This window comes from Microvirga sp. M2, assembly GCF_047497095.1.
GTDB lineage: Bacteria > Pseudomonadota > Alphaproteobacteria > Rhizobiales > Beijerinckiaceae > Microvirga.
On record NZ_CP134064.1, the window covers coordinates 1,626,224 to 1,647,157 of the forward strand.

Below are 20,934 nucleotides of genomic sequence, written 5' to 3' on the forward strand. Positions count from 1 at the left end.
GCCATCTGCAGGGGCAGGGTGGCGGGACCATGGCAAACAGCGGCCTAACAGTCTCTTAATCGCACTCCGCCAGTTCAAGGGCCTGAATCGCGGCTCGAGCCGGTGATTGCCAGATTGTTACCATCAACGAGGCTTGCGTTGCGGCTTCGCCATCATCCTGCGCATCGCTTCCTCGGCCCGAGCTCTGGCCTCCGCATCATGACTGAGGTCCCGGATTTCAGACGGTTCCTCTTGATGACGCATGCCGTTCTTACGCGCCCGCCACTGCTTCGCCTGCTCCGCGGCAGAAGCGGCATTGGCCAGTCTCTCCAGCCGATCCAATTGGGGCGTGCTGGCCTTGCCATCGGTCCCAGGTTCGTCCGTCTTCTCAGGCCGCTCAGCCATAGGTTTGCTTTCTCAATGGAGTGGGTTCGGTGCGCAAAATTGTTGCGGGCTTTCGCTTCCGTGAAGGTTTCCACGGTGATGGTTCGAATTTCGCCAACGCGAAACATTCGCTGTGGCTACATAGCGATCGTTTTCCTCCGAGGTCAACGTCAGCACCTTCGGCCATCCTGCATGCCACTGTCATTCCGAACCATCCTGCCCGTTGAGCGGATGAAGGTCGCGGACCATGGCATGGAGGCGGGAGGTATCGAGATGGGTGTAGATCTGGGTGGTCTCGATGCCGGCGTGTCCCAGCAGTTCCTGCAGCACGCGCAAGTCGGTCCCGCCTGAGTGCATATGGGTGGCAAAGGCATGGCGCAGCACATGCGGCGACACGCGTTCGGGGCTCGCCAGCCCCGCGGCGACAGCAGCCTCCTTGATGTCCAGCAGGGCGGCCTGACGGGTCAAAGCCTTGGCCCCATTGCGCACGGAGTGGAACAGCCAGGGGGAGGGCGCTCCGCCGGAATAGGCGCGGGCCAGCCTCTGCCAATGGGCAATGGCTGTGATCGCCCGGTCATGCAGGGGCACGAGCCGTTGCTTGTCGCCCTTGCCGCGTACCAGGAGCATGCGGGTTCCGGGCGCCGCGGCATCGGCGGTCAGCGACAAAGCCTCGCTGATGCGCATGCCCGAGGCATAGAGCGTTTCGAACAAGGCAGCCCTTCGCGCATAGCCGGCCTGGCGGTACAGCCCGACCGAGGGATCGGCGGCCAGTCGATGGGCGGTCTCCAGGAGCGCCTCGGTCTCGGCAATGGACAAGACGAAGGGCAGCTTCAAGGCCCGGCGCATGCTCGACAAATGGGATGTGGGATCGCGCGAGCCGAGTTCCTCCGCGATCAGGAACTTGTGCAAGCCGCGGACCACCGTGATCCGCCGAGCGATGGTCGAGCCGGCATAGCCGCGCCGATCGAGAGCCGCAATGTAATCTCGAATATGCTCCACGCCGACATCGTTCAGGTCGAGACTGATCCCATCGAGCCAGGCAAGGTAGCAGTTCAGATCGTCGGTGTAGGTCGCGATGGTGCCGGCCGAGGCTCCGAGTTCTGTCGCCAGTGCATCGAGCCAGAGCTGGGCCAGCCGGTGATTTGCACCCATGAGATCCTCCGATGAGGAGGACCATGCCACAGCAATGGTTGCAGACTTCTTGTCAAAACGGGGGCAATAGAAGCCACGATCAGGTGGACCAAGGGACGCATCCCGCAGCTTGGCCTGAAATCGTCACATTCGTGCGCGACTTCGGCAGTGACGCTTCGTTAACCACTCGTCAGTCCAAGGCCGCCAATGCTCAGACCTCTTGCTGCCCTTGCCATCGTGCTTGCAACCCCAGCCTTTGCTCAGACCTATGACCGTCCCGACATCATCCGGGGTCTGTGCCGGCCGGATGGCTGCGACGAGTTCGCCGTCCTGGCGGCCGTCCCTCTGACACAGGGAGGGGACGGCACGCTCATGCAAACCCGGGTGAAGACCTTTCACGCGAGTTCATCTGGACGCAAGGAGCTCACCGAGGAGAGCGGGTATGTCTACTGCTCGCGCACCAAGCCGGCGATCGTAGCCGAAAAGAACGGGCGCACCATGGCTTTCTACATCGCGCCTTTCTCCACAAGGGAAAGCCGTGAGACGATCCGCCAGAGCGCCAACTTCCATGCCCTGTACTTCAGCATCTGCCACGGCATGGAGGCCGGCAGGGCTGCGGTTCGGAACCTGCCGGGTGTCGCCCGAGATCTTGGCTACCAGGTTGCGCTGCCTCAGTCGCAGTACGTCGCCCTGAGCCGGGTCGAAGACGTCCTGTCGCCCGAGCCTCGCCGACCCGCCGAAGCTCGGCGCGATATGCGCTCGGCGCCACCGGCGACCATGCCGCCCGCCGCTGGACGGCGGGACTGGGCTTTCGACGGGCCGGCTGACGCATTGGGCAAATATCGTGAGGCGATACGGCCTGATCCTCAGCCCTATGTCGCGGAGCGCGAGGAAGGACTGCTTGCCGGTCCACGCCGCCTGACCAACCGGGCCTTCGATGCCCTCGACGAGATGGGAGATTGGATGTTCGGACGACGATACTGATCCGAACGCTGGAGTGCGATCCGTCGACTTCTTGTCAAAATCCCTGTTATGCGAATCACGGATGTCTGTAGGTGGATTCTATTCTGAAGTGCGAATTCCGTTACAATCAAAGGATTTGCACCCGGAGGCTGAATGACCCTGCCCTCCATCCATGTGCGCCTGGCTGAACGGCATGAGATCGCCCGCATGCACGCCGCCGCGATCCGGATCCACATATTCGCACGATGCGCTAGGCGAGCGATTGGCTAGGAGGTCCAGTCTCTTCTAAAGCTGATCTCGCTCCATGCTCCAGGGCGCGCATGGCGAGAAGATATGGGCCCGGCCCGTGGCTGATCCGGGCCACACCCAATTCCGCTAGCCTCGCGGCGGGCGGCGTCGTCCCGCTCGCCATGATGTTCACTGGCAGCGGTGATCTCTCGACCAGACGGCCGATGAGCCTCTCGTCGACCAGCCCCGGGACGAACAGACCGTCGGCACCCGCCTCGGCATAGATCCGGCCGCGTTCGAGCGCCGCCTCCGCCATGCCCTCGTCATGGTGCTCCGGCCCCGTCTGGAAGAAGACATCCGTGCGGGCGTTCAGGAAGGCCGGGATGCCGAGCGCATCGGCGGCGGCTCTGGCGGCCTTGAGCCGGGCCGCTTGGTCGGAAACCTCGCGGAGTGACCCATTCTCCGGAATGCTGTCCTCGATGTTGCAGCCAACGGCGCCAACCTGCAATGCACGCGCAACCGTCTCCGCAACCGCCGCGGGATCGGCTCCATAGCCGCTTTCCAGGTCGATCGTCACGGGAAGATCGGCTACCCCGACGATCCGTTGCAGATTTGCGAGACATAGATCCAGGGGCATCCGCTCACCATCCGTGAAGCCGTGCGCGGCCGCGACCGACCAACTCCCTGTGGCGAGCGCCCGAGCACCCCCGGCCGCCACGGCCTTGGCGCTGCCCGCGTCCCAGACGTTGAACAGGACGAGCGGGTGCCCGGGAACATGGAGCGACCGGAAGGTCTGGGCCTGGATGGACTGGTTCGACATGTCTTCCTCACTGCTTGGAAAGGGGGATGCGGGCCGGCGCTCGTGCTCAAAAAATCGTCCTAGGGGAAATCGGGGGCGATCAGCGCTGCAAAGAGGGTATCGTCGTCACGAGATTGGAGCATGTCTCTCTTTTAGCTCGACCGCCGGGGCCGTGTCGCCGGAAATGAGGCGTTGATTTTTCTTTCAGAGGCAGACTCTGACTTCGACTCCCCGGTGGCCGGATCCTAAGACAGGTGGGCGTCCTCTCGGGCGGTCAGACAGCGGGCTTGGCAAGTCTACCTGGCATGCCCTTCCGGCTCGCGGGAATTGGCCACCGAGACCTCGAGCCGGAGCGCAGTGAGAAGGTTCGCTTTTGCTCCGTGAACGGTCCCTCGTCTTTGGTCTCGAATGTGCCGCGTTCGGACACGCGGCTCGCAAACCCGATCGGATCTTCGAAATCTCCGGTTATTGTTCCCCGAGGTAGCTGAACACCGTCTGGCGCCACCACTCGCCTTCCACCGCGTTGAGCATCGCCAGATCGGTGAGAGAGGACTGAATAGGTGTGAGCCCCCTATTCGCTGCCTAAACCCGCGACAGAGCCTCGGCCATCTTCTCGCGCCGGCTCCGAGTTTGCGACGCATCCCAAAATCTGTCCCAGCGGCCGCGCGCCGTGTGCCCATTCTGCAACAGGGCGGCGCCTTTCGGTTCGGATTGGCGGCAAGGGGTGTGGGCCGCATCCACGCTTCACAATTCTGCCCCAAACTGGCTTAGGTTTCGAACCACTGCAAGCGGGAGAGAGCCAGCGTGTCGGCCGCCGAAGGAGCAACCGCCCCGGAAACTCTCAGGCACCCAGGACCGCTTGCTGGTGAAACACTCTGAAAAGCGGAGCGTCCTGCTCCCGCCCACGGTGTAAGTCGCGGCCGATCAAGCCGGCTGCGATGAATCTCTCAGGCCAATGACAGAGGGGGCTCGCGCGCAATGCGCGTGCGGAACCTTTTGGGAGCCTGATCATGCCTTCTCCATTCGATCCCCATGCGCACCGACGCCGGGCCATTCTGGTTCGCGCACCCGCGTCCTTTGCCCAACAGCACGCTCTGTAGGCTAGCGCCAACGGTCACCGGCTGACGCCCGCCCTCATCCAGCCTGTATGCCGCTCTGGCCGCACGCACCTGCACTCGCGAACCTTGCACTCGCGAACCTTGCACTCGCGAACCTTGCACTCGCAGACCTTGCACTCGTGGACCTGCACTCGTGGACCGCCTCAGCGGTCCATCACAGATCCGTGCGGCGCAACGGGAAGATGCGGGCGCGCGGATGTCATCTCCTCACTCCTCGATAAAAAAGCAAAATCATCCCATGTCTCCTGTCCGTTCTCCTGTCCGTTCTCCTGTCCGTCCCGTCTCCTGTCGGAACCGGTCCACACACCTCGCGCTGATCGGCCCCACGATCCTGGCGCTGACATTGGCAGCCTGCGTCTCGACGCAGACACCGCAGGACACCGATCTCAAGGCGCCGCATCCGACCTACGTCGCCATGTACGGACCACTGCCGAACGAGAAGTTTCCCCTACCGGCGACCGATATCTCAACCGTTGATCCGCAATTCCTCAGACAAGAGGTCGCCTACGCAACCTCGGAGCGGTCCGGCACCATCGTGGTCGACACGGCCAACCGCCACCTGTATCTCGTGCGGGAGAACGGACGTGCGATCCGCTACGGCATCGGCGTAGGCGCCGAGGGCATGAAATGGGCCGGACGGGCGCAGGTGGGCCGCAAGGCGGAATGGCCGCGCTGGACGCCCACCCTCGCGATGATCAAGCGCGACCCCGAGCGCAACCGGCCCTGGGCGAACGGCATGCCGCCGGGACCGAACAACCCCCTGGGGCCACGGGCGCTCTATCTCTTCCAGGACGGCCGGGACACCTTGTACCGGATCCATGGCACGACCGAGCCCGACACCATCGGCGAGGCGGTATCGAGCGGCTGCATCCGCATGCTCAATCCCGACATCCTCGATCTGTACAGCCGTGTCCCGGTTGGAACCCCGGTGGTCGTCCTTCAGGACACGCGCACAGCGGATGTCGGTACAGAGTCATCCACTTAATTCGCAAGACGACCCGTCATCGGCCAGCGAAGGCTTCCCCTTGCATTGACCGGTGACGGGCCGAGCAAAGGGCCAAGGAGGCCCTGTTCCGACATTCCGCAATCATGGGCGCATCTCACCCTATCGGTGTGAGGTGTTAGCCCAGCCCAATGGATTATCAATCTCACGGACGAAGGGCATATCAGGGAGGACCTTCCATCTGGAGACCTCTCGTGATCGACACCCGCACCGCTCCCTATGCCGCCACCGTGCTCCGTGTGGCGCTCGGACTTCTCTTCCTCGCTCATGCCGGCCTGAAGCTGTTCGTGTTCACGCCCGCAGGCACCGTGCAGTTCTTCGGCAGCCTCGGCCTGCCCGGCCCTCTCGCCTATCTCGTAATCCTCGCCGAGATCATTGGCGGCCTCGCCCTGATCGCCGGCATCTACAGCCGTGTCGTGGCTCTGGGACTCGTTCCGATCCTGCTCGGGGCGATTGTCACCGTGCATGGCCCGGCCGGCTTCTTCTTCACCAACCCGAACGGCGGCTGGGAATTCCTGGCGCTGTGGATCGTCGGCCTGATCGCAGTCACCCTGCTCGGTGACGGCGCCTACGCGCTCAAGCCCACTCCGGCCGCCACTCGCCCCGCGCTCGCGCGTTGAACCTGACACACCCATGCTCACGAGGCGCATGCTCATGACCACATCCGGAGCCTTCCTGGCGGGTGGCCTTGCCGGCCGCTCAACCCAAGCCCGCGGCACCACTCCTGGCGTGACGTCGGCCGGCGCACCCATGCGGATCGGTACGGTTGCCCTGACCGTGCGCGATCTCGACACGGTCAGCCGCTTCTACCAGCAGGTCATCGGTCTCGCCCCGGTGGAGACCGGCTCCGGCCTCGTGCGCTTGGGCGTGGGCGAAACGGTGCTGCTCGAACTGCGCCATGACCCGGCCGCTCCCCTCGCGAGCCCCCGGGCGGCGGGCCTGTTCCACACCGCCTTCCTGCTGCCGACCCGGGCCGATCTCGCGCAGTGGCTGCTTCACGCGGCTGAGCTGGGCGTTCCCCTCCAGGGTGCCTCGGACCACCTTGTCAGCGAGGCAATCTACCTGGCCGACCCGGAAGGCAACGGCATCGAGGTCTATTGGGACCGGCCGAGCGAGACCTGGTCTTGGCGCGACGGCATGATCGAAATGAGCACGCTGGCGCTCGACCTCAACGGCCTTGTGGCGACAGTCAAGACGCGCGACTGGGCTGGCCTGCCGTCCGGTTCGCTGATCGGCCACGTTCATCTCCAGGTTGGCGCGCTGGACCCCTCCGATCGCTTCTATGCCGATCTGCTCGGGCTGGACGTGATGTGCCGCTATCCGGGTGCCTCCTTCCTCGCGTCGGGTGGGTATCACCACCACATTGGAACCAACATTTGGAACAGCCGGGGCGCACCGGTCCGCCCGGAGCCGACGACCGGACTGGCGGATGTCGAAATCGTCGCCGACGCGGGCGCGTTCGAGACCGTGCGCTCCCGCCTGTCGCCGGAACAGGCCGCCGAGGCGACTTCGACCCGGCTGCCGCTGCGCGACCCATGGGGCACTTCCGTGACCATCGCGAGCCGCTGAACAGTGATTGACCGCCTCTAAGGCAGGCTTAAGGAGAGGGCGTCATGCTCGTGAACGGCCAATGGACGGCCGACTGGCAACCCGTGCAGGCCAAGGATGCCAAGGGTGGCTTCGTCCGGCAGACATCGATCTTCCGCCACTGGATCACGCCTGACGGCAGTCAGGGCCCGACCGGCGAAGGTGGGTTCAAGGCCGAAGCCGGACGCTACCATCTCTATGTCGCCCTGATCTGCCCGTGGGCCTCACGCACCCTCGTCGCCCGCAAGCTCAAAGGGCTCGAGGAGGCGATCTCCGTCTCCGTCGTGGAGCCAACCCTGACCGATCAGGGCTGGCGTTTCGGTGATTATCCCGGGGCCGACAGGGACCCGCTCAACGGCGCCACCTATCTGCATGAAATCTACACCAAAGCGGACCCGACCATCAGCGGCCGCGCCACGGTGCCGGTGCTCTGGGACAAGCAGCGCCAGACGATCGTCAACAACGAGTCCGCCGACATCGTGCGCATGCTCAACTCCGGCTTCGGCGATCTCGCCGATAACACCGTCGACCTCTATCCCGAGAATCTGCGGGCAGAAATCGACGCGCTCAACGACAGAATCTATCCGCGCCTCAACAATGGCGTCTATCGCGCCGGTTTCGCCACCACCCAGGAGGCCTATGAGGAGGCGTTCGGGGAGGTGTTCGGCATGCTCGACGAGCTGGAGCAACGGCTTGACGGCAAGGCGTTTCTCTTCGGTGACCGCCTGACCGAAACCGACATCCGCCTGTTCGTCACGCTGGTGCGGTTCGATGCGGCCTATCACGGCCTGTCCAAGTGCAACCTGCGCCGGATCGTCGACTACCCGAACCTGAGCGCCCATCTGGAGCGGATGCTCGCCATCCCTGGCGTGGCGGGCACCGTCAACATCGACCACATCAAGCGTGGGTACTACTCGATCAAGAGCCTGAACCCGACCGGGATCGTGCCGCTCGGCCCTGCCCTGCCCTTCGCCCATTGCTGACCGGCCACGAAACGGCCCGCCTGCCGTGCCGGTGCGTCCCGACGCCCTTGTCGCGGCGCAAGCCGATAGCTTTCCATCTGACCACAGGAGAGAACCAAGAATGAAGCTGTACTACAAGCCCGGGGCCTGCTCCCTCGCCGCTCACATCGTCGCCCGTGAGGCTGGCGTCCCCCTCACGCTGGAGAAGGTCGATCTGGCGACGAAGAAGACCGAGAGCGGCGCCGACTTCCGCACCGTGAATCCCAACGGCTATGTTCCGGCCCTGCTCCTCCCTGATGGCGAGGTGCTGGCGGAAGCGCCAGTCGTCCTGCAGTACCTTGCCGACCAGAAGCCTGGCTCCGGATTGCTGCCTGCCCCCGGCCAGGCCAGCCGCTATCGCGCCTTGCAATGGCTGTCCTTCGTCGGCAGCGAGCTACACAAGAACTACGGCCACTTCTTCAAGCCCGACACGCCGGAGGCGATGAAGGCGATCGCCAGGACAGACCTGAGCGCTCGCCTGGATCATGTCGACAGTGCTCTTGCGGGCAAGACCTTCCTGCTCGGTGACGACTTCAGCGCCGCCGATGCCTATGCTTGGGTGGTTATGGGCTGGAGCCCGTACGTGGGCATCGATCTTTCGCCCTACCGCAACATCGGGCGCTTCATGGAAGCGGTTGCGCAACGCCCTGCAGTGCGACAGGCGCTCGCGGCGGAAGGTCTGGCCTGACATCCGTCAGACGGCTCGAACCCAAAGCCAGGTGACAATCATCTCATCCTGGCAGGGGTTGTCATGGGAACTCGCACGGGCACGGATCGAAACAGAATCCGTTGCACAGCAGCATCTGCGCAGCGTCCTCACCCTCGTCAACGCGCCGGAGCCTTCGGGGGGCGGGCCGAGGCAGCCGGCGTCGCGAGTGCCGCCTGATCCGGACTCACACCCAATAGATGGATCCTTCTCCGATTACTTGACGGTGCCCCCGAAAGATCCAATTGACTGATTGGTCACACCCTTTTTATCGTTCTCACGTTGAGAGCGGTGACGGGCGCCCGCTAAAGCACCCCAGCCGTGTGATGAATGCCGCCGCCCTGACGATCATGGCTCTTGGCGCCGAACGGACGCCTTCAGCTCTGGGGGAAGGCAGTCATGCTGTCCTGGCGTGCGTCGGAGGGGCGTTGATGTGGTTTCGGACGGATCGGGCGCTCGACGATGCCGGGAGGTCGCTGGTCGAGGCGATGCTGGAGCGCTTCGGTCCGTGCGGCCTGACGCGCGAGGGGTTCGCCCTTACCCTCCTGGTGCATGACAAGCCCCTCAACGGGCAGCCGGAGGGCGACCCGCCGGCTCGCTTCGCGATACGCGGCTCGCAGCCCTTCTATCCCTGCAGTGTCGTCAAGCTCTTCTATCTCGTTGCCGCCCAGCAACGGTTAGACGAGGGATTGATCCAGCCGCATGAAGAACTCTCGCGCGCCATGCGGGACATGATCCGCGTTTCCAGCAACACCGCAACGAACTATGTCATCGACCTCGTGACCGAGACGACGGGCGACACCCTGCTGGCACCGGAAGCGATGGCAGACTGGGTTTACCGCCGCCACTGGGTGAACCGGTTCTTCGCCGGCTTCGATTGGCCGGAGTTCGAGCCGATCAATCTTTGCCAAAAACTCATGGATGATCAACGCTACGGCCGCGAGCAGGTTTTCGTCGGCCAGAACGGCGTCAACCACAACCGCCTGACCACGGATGCGACTGCGCGCCTCTTCCATGCGGTCATGACCGGTACTGTCGTGTCGCCGGCGCGCTCGAAAACCGTGCGCGACTATCTCGCGCGACCACACAATGCCGATTTCGTCCGTGATGAACCGAATGGCCAGATCTTTGGATACTTCGGTGCCGGCTTGCCGCCTGAGGCCAAACTCTGGTCGAAGGCGGGCTGGACCGGCTGGACCGGGGATCCGACAGCGAGCTACCGGCGGCACGATGCCGCCTATGTCGAGCTGGCTGGAGGGCGCCAGTTCACACTCGCTGCATTCACCTACGGTCGCGAGATCAGCGCCAATCTTGAGGTCCTGCCGAGGCTGGCCGCCGCAACCTGTGCCCTCGTCGAGGGGCTGCCGATGAGTTGAGCGCGAGCGGGCGAGACCGCATTGCGAATTGAACCGTGCGCGGGGCGCCGGGCCGAGAGAGGGAAGCGATCATGCTGAATTCATTGATGCGAACGGTCCGCCGCAATGTGGTCCTCACACCGATCATTCTGGCTGCCGTGTTCGGCGGCGCCGCAGAAGCGACGACCAAATTCCGCGTCGCGATCCCCGAAGACGCGCTGACCCTCGACCCGATCGCTTCCAGCGACAATCCCTCGATCTGGACGGAGCTGCTGATCTTCGACCAGCTCATCCGCCCGACGCCCGACGGCAAGAATCTGTCGCCGGGCTTGGCGGAGAAGTGGACGATCTCGCCGGACGGTCTCGAATACGTCTTCACGCTGCGGGACGCAAAGTTCTCCAATGGAGATCCGGTCACGACCGATGATGTGATCTATTCGCTGCAGCGCGCCGCCGGCGACAAGTCCGACTGGGCTCGTTTCTTCAAGCCGATCACTCATTTCGAGGCCGTCGACGCCAAGACGATCCGCATGAAACTCGACAAGCCGTTCACGCCGATGCTGAACAATCTGGCGCTGTTCTCAGCCTCAATCGTACCCAAGAATCTGGTCGAGGCGGACAAGGACTTCTTCCTGCATCCGATCGGAAGCGGACCCTTCACCCTGACTCGCTGGAGCAAAGGCGAGAAGATCGAACTCGCAAAGAACCCGCACTATTGGCAGGTCGGCAAGCCCGCCATCGATACGGCTGAACTCGACATCATCAACGAAGACAATGCCCGTGTCCTCAAACTGCAGGCCGGCGAGATCGACGCCACGATCGACGTGCCATACAACCAGATGTCGAAGCTCGCGGCCGATCCCGGCATCAAGGTCGGCACGGCGGACGTCTTCCGTATCGATCTCGTGCAGCTCAACACCACCAAGAAGCCGTTCGACGACGTGCGCGTGCGTCAGGCGCTGAACTATGCGGTGAACAAGGACGCGATCATTCGCAGCGTGCTTTTCGGCAACGGCAAGCCGGCCGTGGCAGCCATTCCGATCATGGCCTACCATAATGAGGAGCTGAAGCCCTATCCGGTCGACGAGGCCAAGGCCAAGAGCCTCCTGGCCGGGGCCGGCCATCCCAATGGCTTCAGCACCACGCTGCTGGTCCCGGCCGGCAACGTGACCTATCGCCAGGTCGCCACCGTGCTGCAGGCGGCCCTGAAGAAGATCGGCGTGACGGTGGAACTCCAGACCATCGAAGGCTCTTCGCAGTTCTCGACCACGAAGGCGGGCAATTACGAGATGTCACTGAGCTACGCGACATCCGATACGATCGACCCCGACCAGCTCACCGGCTTCACCTCGGTCAACCCTGAGCGCGCCAATGCCTTCCACACGCAATGGCACGACGATCGCGTCAACGAGCTTTATGCGCTGGAGCGCCAGACCCTGGATGGGCCCGAGCGCGGCAAGCAGTTCAAGGAGATCGAGCAGCGCGTGCATGACGCGGCGCCCTTCATCTTCCTCTACCATCCCCAGGCGACCTATGCATCGCGCGCCGATGTCGAGGGCTTCCGAGTGCTGCCGACGTCGAATTTCCGGCTCGAGGACGTGGTGGTGAAATAGGCAGGTGCCTTGGCACCCGGAACCGAGGACACTGCGACGCATGCCGGTCATCCCGAAATGGCCGTCGGGCTTTCCGGTTCGTGGACGGCGCGACGGTTTCAGACCTCCTGAACATCGTGTAAGCTCCGATCCGAGCCTCTCCGTGACTCAAGACGCGGCCGCCTTATGGATATCCTGCGCTTCACCGCCGTGCGGCTGATGCAGCTCGTACCGGTCCTGCTCGGCATCACGCTGGCGGCCTTTCTGCTCCTGCGCGTGCTTCCCGGCGATCCTGCTACATTGATCCTGGGCAGCCGTGGCACCCCCGAGGATATCGCCAAGCTCAACGCGCAGCTCGGCCTCGACGCGCCGCTGTGGCACCAATACCTCTCCTTCCTCTTCGATCTCCTCCGCGGCAGCTTTGGGCAGTCCATCGCATATCGCCAGCCGGTCGGCGGACTGATCCTGGAGCGGATCTGGGCCACGCTGGCGCTTGTCGGCCTCAGCACGATCATCGCCGTCACCCTGACGGTCCCGCTCGCCATGGTGGCCGCGGTCGACAAGGACGGTCCTTTCGACGTCGCCATCAAGGGCCTGTTCGTCGTCGCCATGTCGATGCCCTCCTTCTGGCTCGGCACGCTCCTGGTGCTGCTCCTGAGCCTCGAATGGCGTCTCTTCCCCGTCTCCGGCTACGGCAACGGCTTCCTCGACCGGCTGCATCATCTCGCCCTGCCGGCCTTCGTCATTGCACTCTCGACAGCGGCCCTGACAATTCGGGCGCTGCGCAGCAGCATCATCGCCGTCATGCGGGCCGATTATATCGACACGGCCCGCGCCAAAGGGCTGACCGGCCGGGCTGTGATGCTCAAACATGTCCTGCGCAACTCACTGATCTCGACGATCTCCGTCCTTGGGGTGCACACGAGCTGGATCATCGGCGGTACGGTCGTGATCGAATCCATCTTCGGCATTCCGGGGCTCGGCTACCTCCTGGTCTCTTCCATCGCGGCGCGCGACTACCCCATGGTGCAGGGCCTCACCGTCACCTTCGCGGTCCTGGTGGTGGTGATCAACGCCTTGACCGACATCGCCTATGCGCTCGCCGACCCAAGGGTCCGGCTATGACGATGATGCCTCATTCCAGTTCCCTGCCGGTGCCGTTTCGCCCGCCATCCTGGCTCAGCGGCGTCTCGGCCCGCGTGCGCCGCTCACCTTCGTTACTGGCCGGGTTGATCATGCTGACCCTGCTGCTGATCGCTACCGTGGTCGGCCCGATGCTGAGCGGCTTTGATCCCAACGAGGTGTCCCTCGACGACGCGATGATGCCGCCGAGCGCGGCCCACTGGTTCGGCACCGACAATCTCGGCCGCGACATCCTCGTCCGGGTGATGGAAGCCTCGCGCACCGACCTGGAGATCGCCGCGGTCTGCGTCGCCCTGCCCTTCCTGATCGGCTCGATGATCGGAGCGGTATCCGCCTATATCGGCGGCATCTTCGACGCAGTGGTGATGCGCATCATCGACATCGTCTGGGCCTTCCCCTTCTATGTCCTGGTAATCGCTATCGTCGGATCGCTTGGCCCGAGCGTCGGAAACATGTACCTGGCCTTCACCCTGGTGGTGTGGATCTCGTTCGCCCGGATCGTGCGCGGCGAGGTGCTGCTGGCGCGCGAGCTCGAATATGTTCAGGCAGCCAGGATGCTGGGCTTCAGCCATGCCCGTATCGTGTTCCGGCACCTCATCCCCAACGTCATCACGCCGGCGATTGTCTTCGCCATGTCCGACGTGATCCTCACCATTCTGGCCGTGACGTCGCTCGGCTTCCTCGGCCTCGGCATCCAGCCGCCTCAGGCCGAATGGGGAGTGATGGTCGCCGAGGGTCGCAACTTCATCTTCGACGCTCCCTGGATCACCATCTTTCCGGGCCTCGCCATCATCTATGTCGGCATCACCTTCGCATTGATCAGCGACGGTATCGACGATTTCCTGAGCCCGAAGTCATGACCGCCGCACCTCTGCTCAGCGTCCGCAACCTGCGCGTCGGCTTCGGCGAGATCGGCAACCGGGTCAACGTCGTGGACGATGTCTCCTTCGACATCGGCCAAGGGGAGGTCTTTGGCCTCGTAGGGGAATCCGGCAGCGGCAAGAGCGTGACTTGCCGTTCGATCGTCCGCCTGTTCGCCGGGGCCTCGGCGGGAATCGAGAACGGCGATATCCTGTTCGAGGGCGTCGACCTCGCGAAGCTGCCGGACGCCAAACTCCCTGAGATCCGCGGCGCGGCCATCTCGATGATCTTCCAAGACCCGATGACCGCGCTCAATCCGACCATGTCCATCGGGACGCAGATCGGCGAGGTGCTGCGCCGCCACCAGTCTCTGCGCGGCGCTGCCGTGCGCGCCCGCGTGCTGGAGCTGCTTGGTCAGGTCGGCGTGCCCAACCCAGCGGCGCGTGTCGATGCCTACCCGCACCAGTTCAGCGGCGGCATGCGCCAGCGCGTCCTCATCGCCATGGCGCTCGCCTGCCATCCCCGGCTCCTCATCGCCGATGAGCCGACGACGGCACTCGACGTCACCGTGCAGGATCAGATCCTCAAGCTGATCCTCAGGATGCGCCGCGAGACCGGCACCGGCGTGCTGCTCGTCACCCACGACCTTGGCGTGGTGGCGCAAACCTGCGACAAGGTCGGCGTGATGTATGCAGGACGGATCGTCGAGTCCGGGTCGGTGCGCGAAATCTTCGCCCGGCCAAGCCATCCCTATACCCGCGCCCTCCTGAGGGCGCTGCCCGCCGGCACCAGCCGCAAGCCGCTGCTGCCGATCGGCGGCTCACCGCCCGACCTCGCGCATCCGCCCGCGGGCTGCCGTTTCCATCCGCGCTGCCCCATGGCGATTGAGGCCTGCCGTAGCCAGCGACCGCTGCCTGTCGATGTGGGCGCCGATCACACCAGCGCCTGCCTGCGCGTTGCCGACCTCACGGAAGCCGTCCCATGACCTCATCCGATGCGCCCATCCTGGAGCTGAAGGGAATCGGCAAGTCCTTCAAGTCGAAAACCTCTATCGCCGACCGTCTGACTGGACGCGGTGCGCGGGTGCTGCGCGCGGTACGCGACGTTTCACTGACGCTCCATGCCGGTGAGACGCTCGGCATTGTCGGCGAAAGCGGCTGCGGCAAATCCACGCTCGGACGCTGCATCACCGGTTTCTACGAGCCCGATGAAGGTGAGGTTCTGTATGCCGGTCGGCCGTTCCTCGAAACAGGCACCCGGCTAGAGCGCAGCCGCGCCATTCAGATGATTTTCCAGGACCCCTATTCCTCGCTCAATCCGCGCATGACGCTGGCACAGGCGCTCGACGAGGTCCTACTGGTCCACGGCCTGCGCAAGAGCACCGGCGAGCGCAGCAACCGGGTTGACGAACTCATGGACACGGTCGGCCTGCCGCCTGCTTTGAAGCACCGCCTGCCACACGCTCTTAGCGGCGGCCAGCGCCAGCGTTTCTCGATTGCGCGCGCTCTGGCGGTCGAGCCGCGGATCCTCGTTGCGGATGAGCCGGTCTCCGCTCTCGACGCCTCGGTGCAGGCGCAGATCATCAACCTCTTCGTCGCGTTGCGCGAGCGTCTCGGCCTCGCTTACATCTTCATTGCGCATGATCTCAATGTCGTGCGCTATGTCAGCCAGCGCATCGGAGTGATGTATCTTGGCCAGGTCGTCGAGCTCGCCGATGCCGACTCCATATTCGAGTTCCCCGGTCACCCCTATACCCGGGCTCTTCTGTCGGCCATTCCGGAGGCCAATCCGGAGCACCGGCGCGAGACGGCGAGCATTGAGGGCGACCTTCCCGACCCGTTGTCGCCTCCGCCGGGCTGCAGCTTCTCTACGCGTTGCCCGATGGCGGTCGAGATCTGCCGGAACACCGCACCGCCGGCCCGGCTGATTGCCGGACATGCGGTCCGCTGTCATCGGGGCGAGGAAGTGGCCGCAATGTCGAAGAGCATGAGAAGCGGTGAATTTGGGCCGCACGCGAGCAGGAGCTCGTAGCCTAGGGCGACCGCCCGCGAACGCGATTCTGTTCCACGTTGCCTGCTTCCGCATCCATCCAGCTACGGCGCTTTCTTTGCTGCCGCGGGGGTTTCGCGCTTCTGTCCCGTCGTGACCTCTCATCGGGTCTCCCGCGATGGGATACAGAGCTGGCAACGAGCTTCTCCTCGATTTTGGCATTGAGGCTTGCCCGGAGGTCCACGACCGCTTCCATGTCTTCGAACACGCCCGGATAACGCTGAGCCAGCCAGAGCCAACTGGTGGCGATCTTCACTCGGGCTTCCAGCTTCAGGAGGTCGGTGTTGACGCCGAAGTCCGGCGCCTGAACGCGCCCGTAGCGCGCATGCCGCCGCGCCCAGTCGAGCAGCAGTTCGACCGCCAGTCGTTCCCGTCCATCGACGGGCGCCATTGAGTACGATAGGCGGTCGAGGATCGGCAGATCCACGGTGTCGAGGAGCGTCGCCAGTTCGATCATCTCCTCCATGTCGGCCATGCGAAGATCCGGATGGCCGGCAACCAGGGTGTCGTTCAGGTGCCGGAGAACACGACCGAGCCGGTCGGTCTGCAGCACTTCGCTGGCCGACGAAACCGTCTCCTGGTTGGGGCGGACATAGGCCTTGCCCCGCATCTTGCCGGCGTCGCCCTTCAGGGCATTTTTAATAGTGGTCTCGACCTGCGCATAGCCTCCCGCTTCCGGCAGGGCCGTCACAAGCCCTTCGTCATGGTGACCGAAGCGCCCTGCCCGACCGGCGATCTGCTTGATCTCCATGGCCGTGAGCTGCCGCTCGCGCACGCCATCGAACTTGCGCAAGGTGGAGAACACGACGCGGCGCAACGGGCCGATGGTCAGGCCCATGCCAATGGCATCCGTCGCCACGAGGATTTCAGCCTCACCGTTGCGGAAGCGCGCCGCCTCGGCCCTGCGAACCTCCGGTCCAAGGGCACCATAAACAGTGGCAACCGTGCGCCCGGCCTGCACCAGTTGCGCCCGGAGATCGTGAACATTCTTGCGGGTGAAGGCTACGACCGCATCCCCGCGGGACAGCTTCTTGAGATTGGCCGGAACGCCTTCGACGCGCAGCTTGCCCTTGCGCTTCAGGATCTTCACCTCCAGCGGCTCACCGGTCATCGCGAGCAGGTGCTCGACGAGCGGGATCGCCTCCGGCGCGCCGGTCAGAACCACGAGGCGCGCGGGAGCTCCGATCATGGCCTGAGTCCATGCCCAGCCCCGGTTCGGATCACCTAGCATCTGGACCTCATCGATCACGCAGACATCAACCACCCGGTGCAGATCGAGCGTCTCGATGGTGCGAGCGATATGCGTCACGCCTTCGGGTAAAACACGCTCCTCACCCGTCACCATGCCGGCGGCCACGCCCACCTCGCTCATGCGCTCGTAGTGCTCCAGCGCGAGGAGGCGTAAGGGGGACAGGATCTCGGCCGTCTCGGCCTCACCGGCGAATTTCAGGGCCTCATAGGTCTTGCCGGAATTGGTCGGTCCAGCCAGGAACAGGAACCTGCGGTTCAGGGAACGGGCCACCGGAAAGATCGCGGCATAGCGCTCGTAGCCGGACGCCTCGCGGATCTGCGCCTCGCGCAGGTGTCGGAGCCGTGTGGCGGCGGCCTTGGAGCGGAGATCATCGAGCTTCTGCCGAAGCTTGCGCCCGGCGGCGGCTGGGCCGCCCTTGTCCGAGGCATGGATTCGGTCGAGCTTCTCGATCGCAGCCTGAATACCGCCCAGGATGGCTTGGCGCTCTTCGGCGTCTTCATAAGCGGCAAGATAGGTCTCAAACTCATCGCGCCAGCTTGCCAGCTCCGCCTCGCAGACTGTGAAGGTGGAATCCCGCAGCTCGATCAGCCTGGCCTTGAGGGCATCAGACGCAGCGGCAATCTCACCCCGCTCGACGCTGGCCGGATCCAGGACAACGGCCGCAACGTCCAGGGGCTCGGCAAAGGCGAACTCGATGATGATATCCGTGGAGCAGCCGCCCGGCAGGATCTGCATAGGCCGGCTGAATACCGCCAGGTAGCCGGCAAAGACGCGCTCCGGCTTCCACCGGCCGCTTTCGATCTTGCGGATATCCTCCGCCACATAGATGCCCGTGTTCTTCCGGACAGGCGCGAGGATGCTCTGCCGCCGCCGATGGGTCGCATCATCGATCGGCTGGACGGTAGGGGTATCGGCTCCCTTGGGCTTGGAGCGCGCATGTCTTTCGGCATCACCATTCCCCCGCTGCATTCGCCACGCCGGGACCTCGGCCGCCAGCTGCGCAACGGTTTCAGTGTCGAACATGGGAGCTGCAACAATGCGCCCTCGCTTCTGGAGCGTCCGGTACTCGGCAACTGGAATCAGTCCAGCCTCGATCCAGCGTTCGCACTCGGTCGCGCTGGCAAGCAGGAGTCCGGGCAGGTGATTGATGCTGACGAAGGCTTTCGATTTCTTAGGCATTCATAATTCCGCAGGGCAGAGCACGTTTGCCGTTGCTCCGGACTCGTTGAATGGGCGCCTTCTACCGCGGCATCGGCCATACGCCGGAGTTCAACTCCGGAAGAGCGCAGTTGTTTTCAGAGGAACGGTGCTGAGCGCTAACGCCCGCAGGATCCGGAAACGTTCCTGACCATGCATAGGTTCTAGGATCTATGAATTGAATCGTCAGATTTTCCTAGGGTTTATATGTCGATGGTTGTCTCCGAAATCAAGAGATCCGCCGTCGCAGGGAGACTTCATTCACATTATTTGTCCCAATGAAAGGCCCGCCGGATCGGCCCGGCGAGCCCGCTGGAGAAAGCGCCGTTCGGTCGGACGGAGATGATCTGGGCCCCTCAAAAACGTCCATGTTCCTCGTTCGAGGAGCCATTTCGCTGCCATCTAAGGAGCGCCGGGTTCCGACGTCGACGGCCGAGTCGGCCGGGAATAGGCGGTCAACGCGCGCTCTCCACTAAGGCGAGGAGGCAGGTCGCTTCCACGCCGCCCCCTCTTGAAGCCCGTTGGAGGACTTGCTCGATGGCTTCGCCGTCACCGGGCGGGTGCCGGTCGCAGACGGCACGCACCTGCTCGCACAAGACTCGTTCCGCAGGGGCGAACGCTGCCCTGCTGCGGATGTCACATTGATGCGAGCATGAGAGCGAGGCGTGTAGATGGGCCTGCAGATGGTCTGATCCAACCGATGCAGCCGATGGCGGGCAACACCTCACCAAGAGGCTGCATCGCCCCCGTCTCAGCCTGCGCTTGGGGATCGCGGCGCTGTCTCACTCATTTTTGTAACGACGACCTCGAGGTAGTCGCCCGGCACGATCAGCGTATCGCTCCCGCCCCGATTGAAGCGGGCGAGAAGGTCCATGATGTCGGACTGAAGTGCGGCCTGCTGATCGGTCCCAAGCGCCGCGAAGGCCCGCTGCGTGGGGCCATAATAGGTCTTGAAGACCTCGAGCCAGTGCACAGGCGATTTGTAGCGGAAGGTGAAGGTCTGCGGGATCACGTCAATGTCATGCCCCGCGAACAGCTCCTGGAGGCGCTCCTGTGTGCCCCAAAGAGCAGGCGACCTCACTCCCGCCGGCGGCGGCACGTGCTTGCCGATGGTCTTGAGGAGCTGGCCGATGAAGCCGTCCGGCGTCCAGTTCGCCAGGCCGATGCGGCCACCGCTCCGACACACTCTGACCAGCTCGCGGGCCGCCGTTTCCTGGTCCGGTGCGAACATCACGCCGAAGGTGGACAGAACGACTTCGAACGTCCCGTCCTCGAACGGGAGCGCCTCGGCGTCGGCTACCTGAAAGTGGATTCGAAGGCGTTCGGCTCCAGCACGCTCTCGGGCCCTCTCAAGCAAGGCCCCGACGTAGTCCGTCGCGGTGACCTCGGCCCAGCGACGTGCCGCGGCGAGCGACGCATTGCCGTTGCCGGCCGCAACATCGAGCACCCGTTCGCCGGCGCGAAGATCGACAGCCTCGCACAGGCGCTCGCCGACGATCTGGAGTGTGGTTCCAATCACCGCGTAGTCGCCGGCGGCCCAAGTCGCTTGCTGCTTCTGCTTGAGGGCGGAGAAATCTGCCTGCGGCGCCGCCGTCTCGGCCGGCTTGGCCATGGAACGGGAAGCATGGGACGGCTGGGTTGTGAACGTCATGGGAGCCTCCTTATGGCCAGCCCACGCTCACCCAATCGCTCCACGGCCTCAAGTTCAACTTCTGAACTGGTGCGCTCCCGGCTTTTGTGGTCTTCTTTCCACATGGACGAAGGTGGTTACAGCCAGTTCTGCCCCGTCGCGAAGGGCGCCGAGATCGTTGCCACGCGGTGGACGCCGCTGGTGCTGCGCGAGCTCATGTGCGGTGAAAAGAGCTTCAACGACATCCACCGCGGCGTGCCTCGGATGTCACGAGCGCTTCTGTCCGAACGGCTCCGACAACTCGAAAGCAACGGCATTGTCGTCAGGGCGCCGAGAGAGGGAGGCGCGGACAAAGGGCATCTGTGGAAGCTCACGGATGCAGGCGAAGCCTTGCGCGAGGTGATCGAGGTTCTGGGACGCTGGGGATTGGTGCATGGCCGGCAAAGAGTCACGGACGACGATTACGACTCCACCGTCTTGATGTGGGCTCTGCGGCGGCGGGTCGACCGCGACGCCCTCCCCGGCCGTCGCATCGTTGTCCGGTTCGATCTGTCGGGTGTCCCCCGCTGCCGGACCGGTGTGCGGCTGCATTGGCTCGTACTGGAACGCGACCTCGTGGATGTCTGCCTGAAAGATCCGGGGTATCCGATCGACTGCATTGTCTCCGGCAGCATCGCGACCCTGGTTGATATCTATCTCGGGCATGTGAGCTGGCACGAGGCAACGCGGCGCGCCCTTGTCATCGACGGCAGTCGGGACGTGACAGACCAGCTCGATCGATGGCTGCGGCTCGACCGGATCGTCGGCCGCGATCTCCCCATCGTCCCGCCCAGACCGGAATGAACGGTCGGAACGGACAGGGCGAGAGGCTGGGGGTGGAGGACCGCTAAGGGTCAATCACCACCTTCCGGCCGCTCAACAAACATCGCCTCCTCCGCGCCGAAGCTGACCAATCG

General features: G+C 64.1%; 18 protein-coding genes and 1 riboswitch. Of the genes, 13 read left to right on the forward strand and 5 right to left on the reverse strand.

The features are described 5' to 3' along the window. Positions 1 to 123: 123 nt before the first annotated feature. Both RE429_RS27175 and RE429_RS27180 read right to left on the reverse strand, forming a co-directional pair. On the reverse strand, positions 124 to 384 hold the full coding sequence (locus RE429_RS27175; RefSeq protein WP_414474828.1) for a hypothetical protein: 261 nt from the start codon (positions 382 to 384) through the stop codon (positions 124 to 126). A gap of 180 nt (positions 385 to 564) precedes the next feature. Next, the gene (locus RE429_RS27180) at positions 565 to 1,515 is read right to left on the reverse strand and encodes a tyrosine recombinase (protein ID WP_414474829.1); all 951 of its coding nucleotides are present in this window, start codon (positions 1,513 to 1,515) and stop codon (positions 565 to 567) included. 186 nt (positions 1,516 to 1,701) lie between these two features. Here RE429_RS27180 and RE429_RS27185 point away from each other — a divergent pair, with 186 nt between their 5' ends. Continuing rightward, positions 1,702 to 2,478, forward strand: a complete 777-nt coding sequence (locus RE429_RS27185; RefSeq protein WP_414474830.1) for a hypothetical protein — start codon at positions 1,702 to 1,704, stop codon at positions 2,476 to 2,478. A gap of 229 nt (positions 2,479 to 2,707) precedes the next feature. On the opposite strand, the gene RE429_RS27190 is transcribed toward RE429_RS27185, so the two are convergent. Next, on the reverse strand, positions 2,708 to 3,505 hold the full coding sequence (locus tag RE429_RS27190) for an isocitrate lyase/PEP mutase family protein (RefSeq protein ID WP_414474831.1): 798 nt from the start codon (positions 3,503 to 3,505) through the stop codon (positions 2,708 to 2,710). A 758-nt stretch (positions 3,506 to 4,263) separates the two neighbouring features. After that, positions 4,264 to 4,352, forward strand: a riboswitch (glycine riboswitch). 488 nt (positions 4,353 to 4,840) lie between these two features. On the opposite strand from RE429_RS27190, the gene RE429_RS27195 reads away from it, so the two are divergent. The 11 genes from RE429_RS27195 (at position 4,841) to RE429_RS27245 (ending at position 15,881) form a co-directional block, all read left to right on the forward strand. Further along, positions 4,841 to 5,587: a L,D-transpeptidase gene (locus tag RE429_RS27195; RefSeq protein ID WP_414474832.1), complete on the forward strand. Its 747-nt coding sequence runs from the start codon at positions 4,841 to 4,843 to the stop codon at positions 5,585 to 5,587. 212 nt (positions 5,588 to 5,799) lie between these two features. Then, on the forward strand, positions 5,800 to 6,225 hold the full coding sequence (locus tag RE429_RS27200; protein WP_414474833.1) for a DoxX family protein: 426 nt from the start codon (positions 5,800 to 5,802) through the stop codon (positions 6,223 to 6,225). 34 nt (positions 6,226 to 6,259) lie between these two features. Continuing rightward, complete coding sequence (locus RE429_RS27205) at positions 6,260 to 7,174, forward strand: VOC family protein (protein WP_414474834.1); 915 nt, start codon at positions 6,260 to 6,262, stop codon at positions 7,172 to 7,174. 44 nt (positions 7,175 to 7,218) lie between these two features. Further along, positions 7,219 to 8,175, forward strand: a complete 957-nt coding sequence (locus RE429_RS27210; protein WP_414474835.1) for a glutathione S-transferase family protein — start codon at positions 7,219 to 7,221, stop codon at positions 8,173 to 8,175. 100 nt (positions 8,176 to 8,275) lie between these two features. Next, positions 8,276 to 8,881, forward strand: coding sequence for a glutathione transferase GstA (gene gstA / locus RE429_RS27215; protein WP_414474836.1), 606 nt, complete (start codon positions 8,276 to 8,278; stop codon positions 8,879 to 8,881). A gap of 506 nt (positions 8,882 to 9,387) precedes the next feature. After that, the gene (locus RE429_RS27220; RefSeq protein ID WP_414474837.1) at positions 9,388 to 10,275 is read left to right on the forward strand and encodes a serine hydrolase; all 888 of its coding nucleotides are present in this window, start codon (positions 9,388 to 9,390) and stop codon (positions 10,273 to 10,275) included. A gap of 71 nt (positions 10,276 to 10,346) precedes the next feature. Beyond that, a complete protein-coding gene (locus tag RE429_RS27225; RefSeq protein ID WP_414474838.1) occupies positions 10,347 to 11,867 on the forward strand; it encodes an ABC transporter substrate-binding protein in 1,521 nt (506 codons plus the stop codon). A 165-nt stretch (positions 11,868 to 12,032) separates the two neighbouring features. Beyond that, complete coding sequence (locus RE429_RS27230; protein WP_414474839.1) at positions 12,033 to 12,971, forward strand: ABC transporter permease; 939 nt, start codon at positions 12,033 to 12,035, stop codon at positions 12,969 to 12,971. Continuing rightward, a complete protein-coding gene (locus RE429_RS27235; protein WP_414474840.1) occupies positions 12,968 to 13,849 on the forward strand; it encodes an ABC transporter permease in 882 nt (293 codons plus the stop codon). The genes RE429_RS27230 and RE429_RS27235 overlap by 4 nt, the downstream gene beginning before the upstream one ends. Then, the gene (locus RE429_RS27240) at positions 13,846 to 14,835 is read left to right on the forward strand and encodes an ABC transporter ATP-binding protein (protein WP_414474841.1); all 990 of its coding nucleotides are present in this window, start codon (positions 13,846 to 13,848) and stop codon (positions 14,833 to 14,835) included. Before RE429_RS27235 ends, RE429_RS27240 begins: the two co-directional genes overlap by 4 nt. Further along, positions 14,832 to 15,881: an ABC transporter ATP-binding protein gene (locus RE429_RS27245; RefSeq protein ID WP_414474842.1), complete on the forward strand. Its 1,050-nt coding sequence runs from the start codon at positions 14,832 to 14,834 to the stop codon at positions 15,879 to 15,881. The genes RE429_RS27240 and RE429_RS27245 overlap by 4 nt, the downstream gene beginning before the upstream one ends. A 1-nt stretch (position 15,882) precedes the next feature. Here RE429_RS27245 and RE429_RS27250 read toward each other — a convergent pair whose 3' ends face one another. Further along, complete coding sequence (locus RE429_RS27250; protein ID WP_414474843.1) at positions 15,883 to 18,330, reverse strand: helicase-related protein; 2,448 nt, start codon at positions 18,328 to 18,330, stop codon at positions 15,883 to 15,885. Between the two features lie 769 nt (positions 18,331 to 19,099). Further along, a complete protein-coding gene (locus RE429_RS27255; protein WP_414475953.1) occupies positions 19,100 to 19,960 on the reverse strand; it encodes a class I SAM-dependent methyltransferase in 861 nt (286 codons plus the stop codon). Positions 19,961 to 20,101: 141 nt separating this feature from the next. Here RE429_RS27255 and RE429_RS27260 point away from each other — a divergent pair, with 141 nt between their 5' ends. Then, on the forward strand, positions 20,102 to 20,821 hold the full coding sequence (locus tag RE429_RS27260; RefSeq protein ID WP_414474844.1) for a winged helix-turn-helix transcriptional regulator: 720 nt from the start codon (positions 20,102 to 20,104) through the stop codon (positions 20,819 to 20,821). Positions 20,822 to 20,934 lie beyond the last annotated feature (113 nt).

Bases quoted from the DNA above. Each gene is read 5' to 3' on its own strand.
- RE429_RS27250 (WP_414474843.1), bottom strand. From the start codon at position 18,330: ATGCCTAAGAAATCGAAAGCCTTCGTCAGCATCAATCACCTGCCCGGA.
- gstA (WP_414474836.1), top strand. From the start codon at position 8,276: ATGAAGCTGTACTACAAGCCCGGGGCCTGCTCCCTCGCCGCTCACATC.
- RE429_RS27190 (WP_414474831.1), bottom strand. From the start codon at position 3,505: ATGTCGAACCAGTCCATCCAGGCCCAGACCTTCCGGTCGCTCCATGTT.
- RE429_RS27245 (WP_414474842.1), top strand. From the start codon at position 14,832: ATGACCTCATCCGATGCGCCCATCCTGGAGCTGAAGGGAATCGGCAAG.
- RE429_RS27210 (WP_414474835.1), top strand. From the start codon at position 7,219: ATGCTCGTGAACGGCCAATGGACGGCCGACTGGCAACCCGTGCAGGCC.
- RE429_RS27175 (WP_414474828.1), bottom strand. From the start codon at position 384: ATGGCTGAGCGGCCTGAGAAGACGGACGAACCTGGGACCGATGGCAAG.
- RE429_RS27240 (WP_414474841.1), top strand. From the start codon at position 13,846: ATGACCGCCGCACCTCTGCTCAGCGTCCGCAACCTGCGCGTCGGCTTC.
- RE429_RS27235 (WP_414474840.1), top strand. From the start codon at position 12,968: ATGACGATGATGCCTCATTCCAGTTCCCTGCCGGTGCCGTTTCGCCCG.
- RE429_RS27185 (WP_414474830.1), top strand. From the start codon at position 1,702: ATGCTCAGACCTCTTGCTGCCCTTGCCATCGTGCTTGCAACCCCAGCC.
- RE429_RS27205 (WP_414474834.1), top strand. From the start codon at position 6,260: ATGACCACATCCGGAGCCTTCCTGGCGGGTGGCCTTGCCGGCCGCTCA.
- RE429_RS27230 (WP_414474839.1), top strand. From the start codon at position 12,033: ATGGATATCCTGCGCTTCACCGCCGTGCGGCTGATGCAGCTCGTACCG.
- RE429_RS27225 (WP_414474838.1), top strand. From the start codon at position 10,347: ATGCTGAATTCATTGATGCGAACGGTCCGCCGCAATGTGGTCCTCACA.
- RE429_RS27260 (WP_414474844.1), top strand. From the start codon at position 20,102: ATGGACGAAGGTGGTTACAGCCAGTTCTGCCCCGTCGCGAAGGGCGCC.
- RE429_RS27180 (WP_414474829.1), bottom strand. From the start codon at position 1,515: ATGGGTGCAAATCACCGGCTGGCCCAGCTCTGGCTCGATGCACTGGCG.
- RE429_RS27195 (WP_414474832.1), top strand. From the start codon at position 4,841: ATGTCTCCTGTCCGTTCTCCTGTCCGTTCTCCTGTCCGTCCCGTCTCC.
- RE429_RS27255 (WP_414475953.1), bottom strand. From the start codon at position 19,960: ATGGCCAAGCCGGCCGAGACGGCGGCGCCGCAGGCAGATTTCTCCGCC.
- RE429_RS27220 (WP_414474837.1), top strand. From the start codon at position 9,388: ATGCTGGAGCGCTTCGGTCCGTGCGGCCTGACGCGCGAGGGGTTCGCC.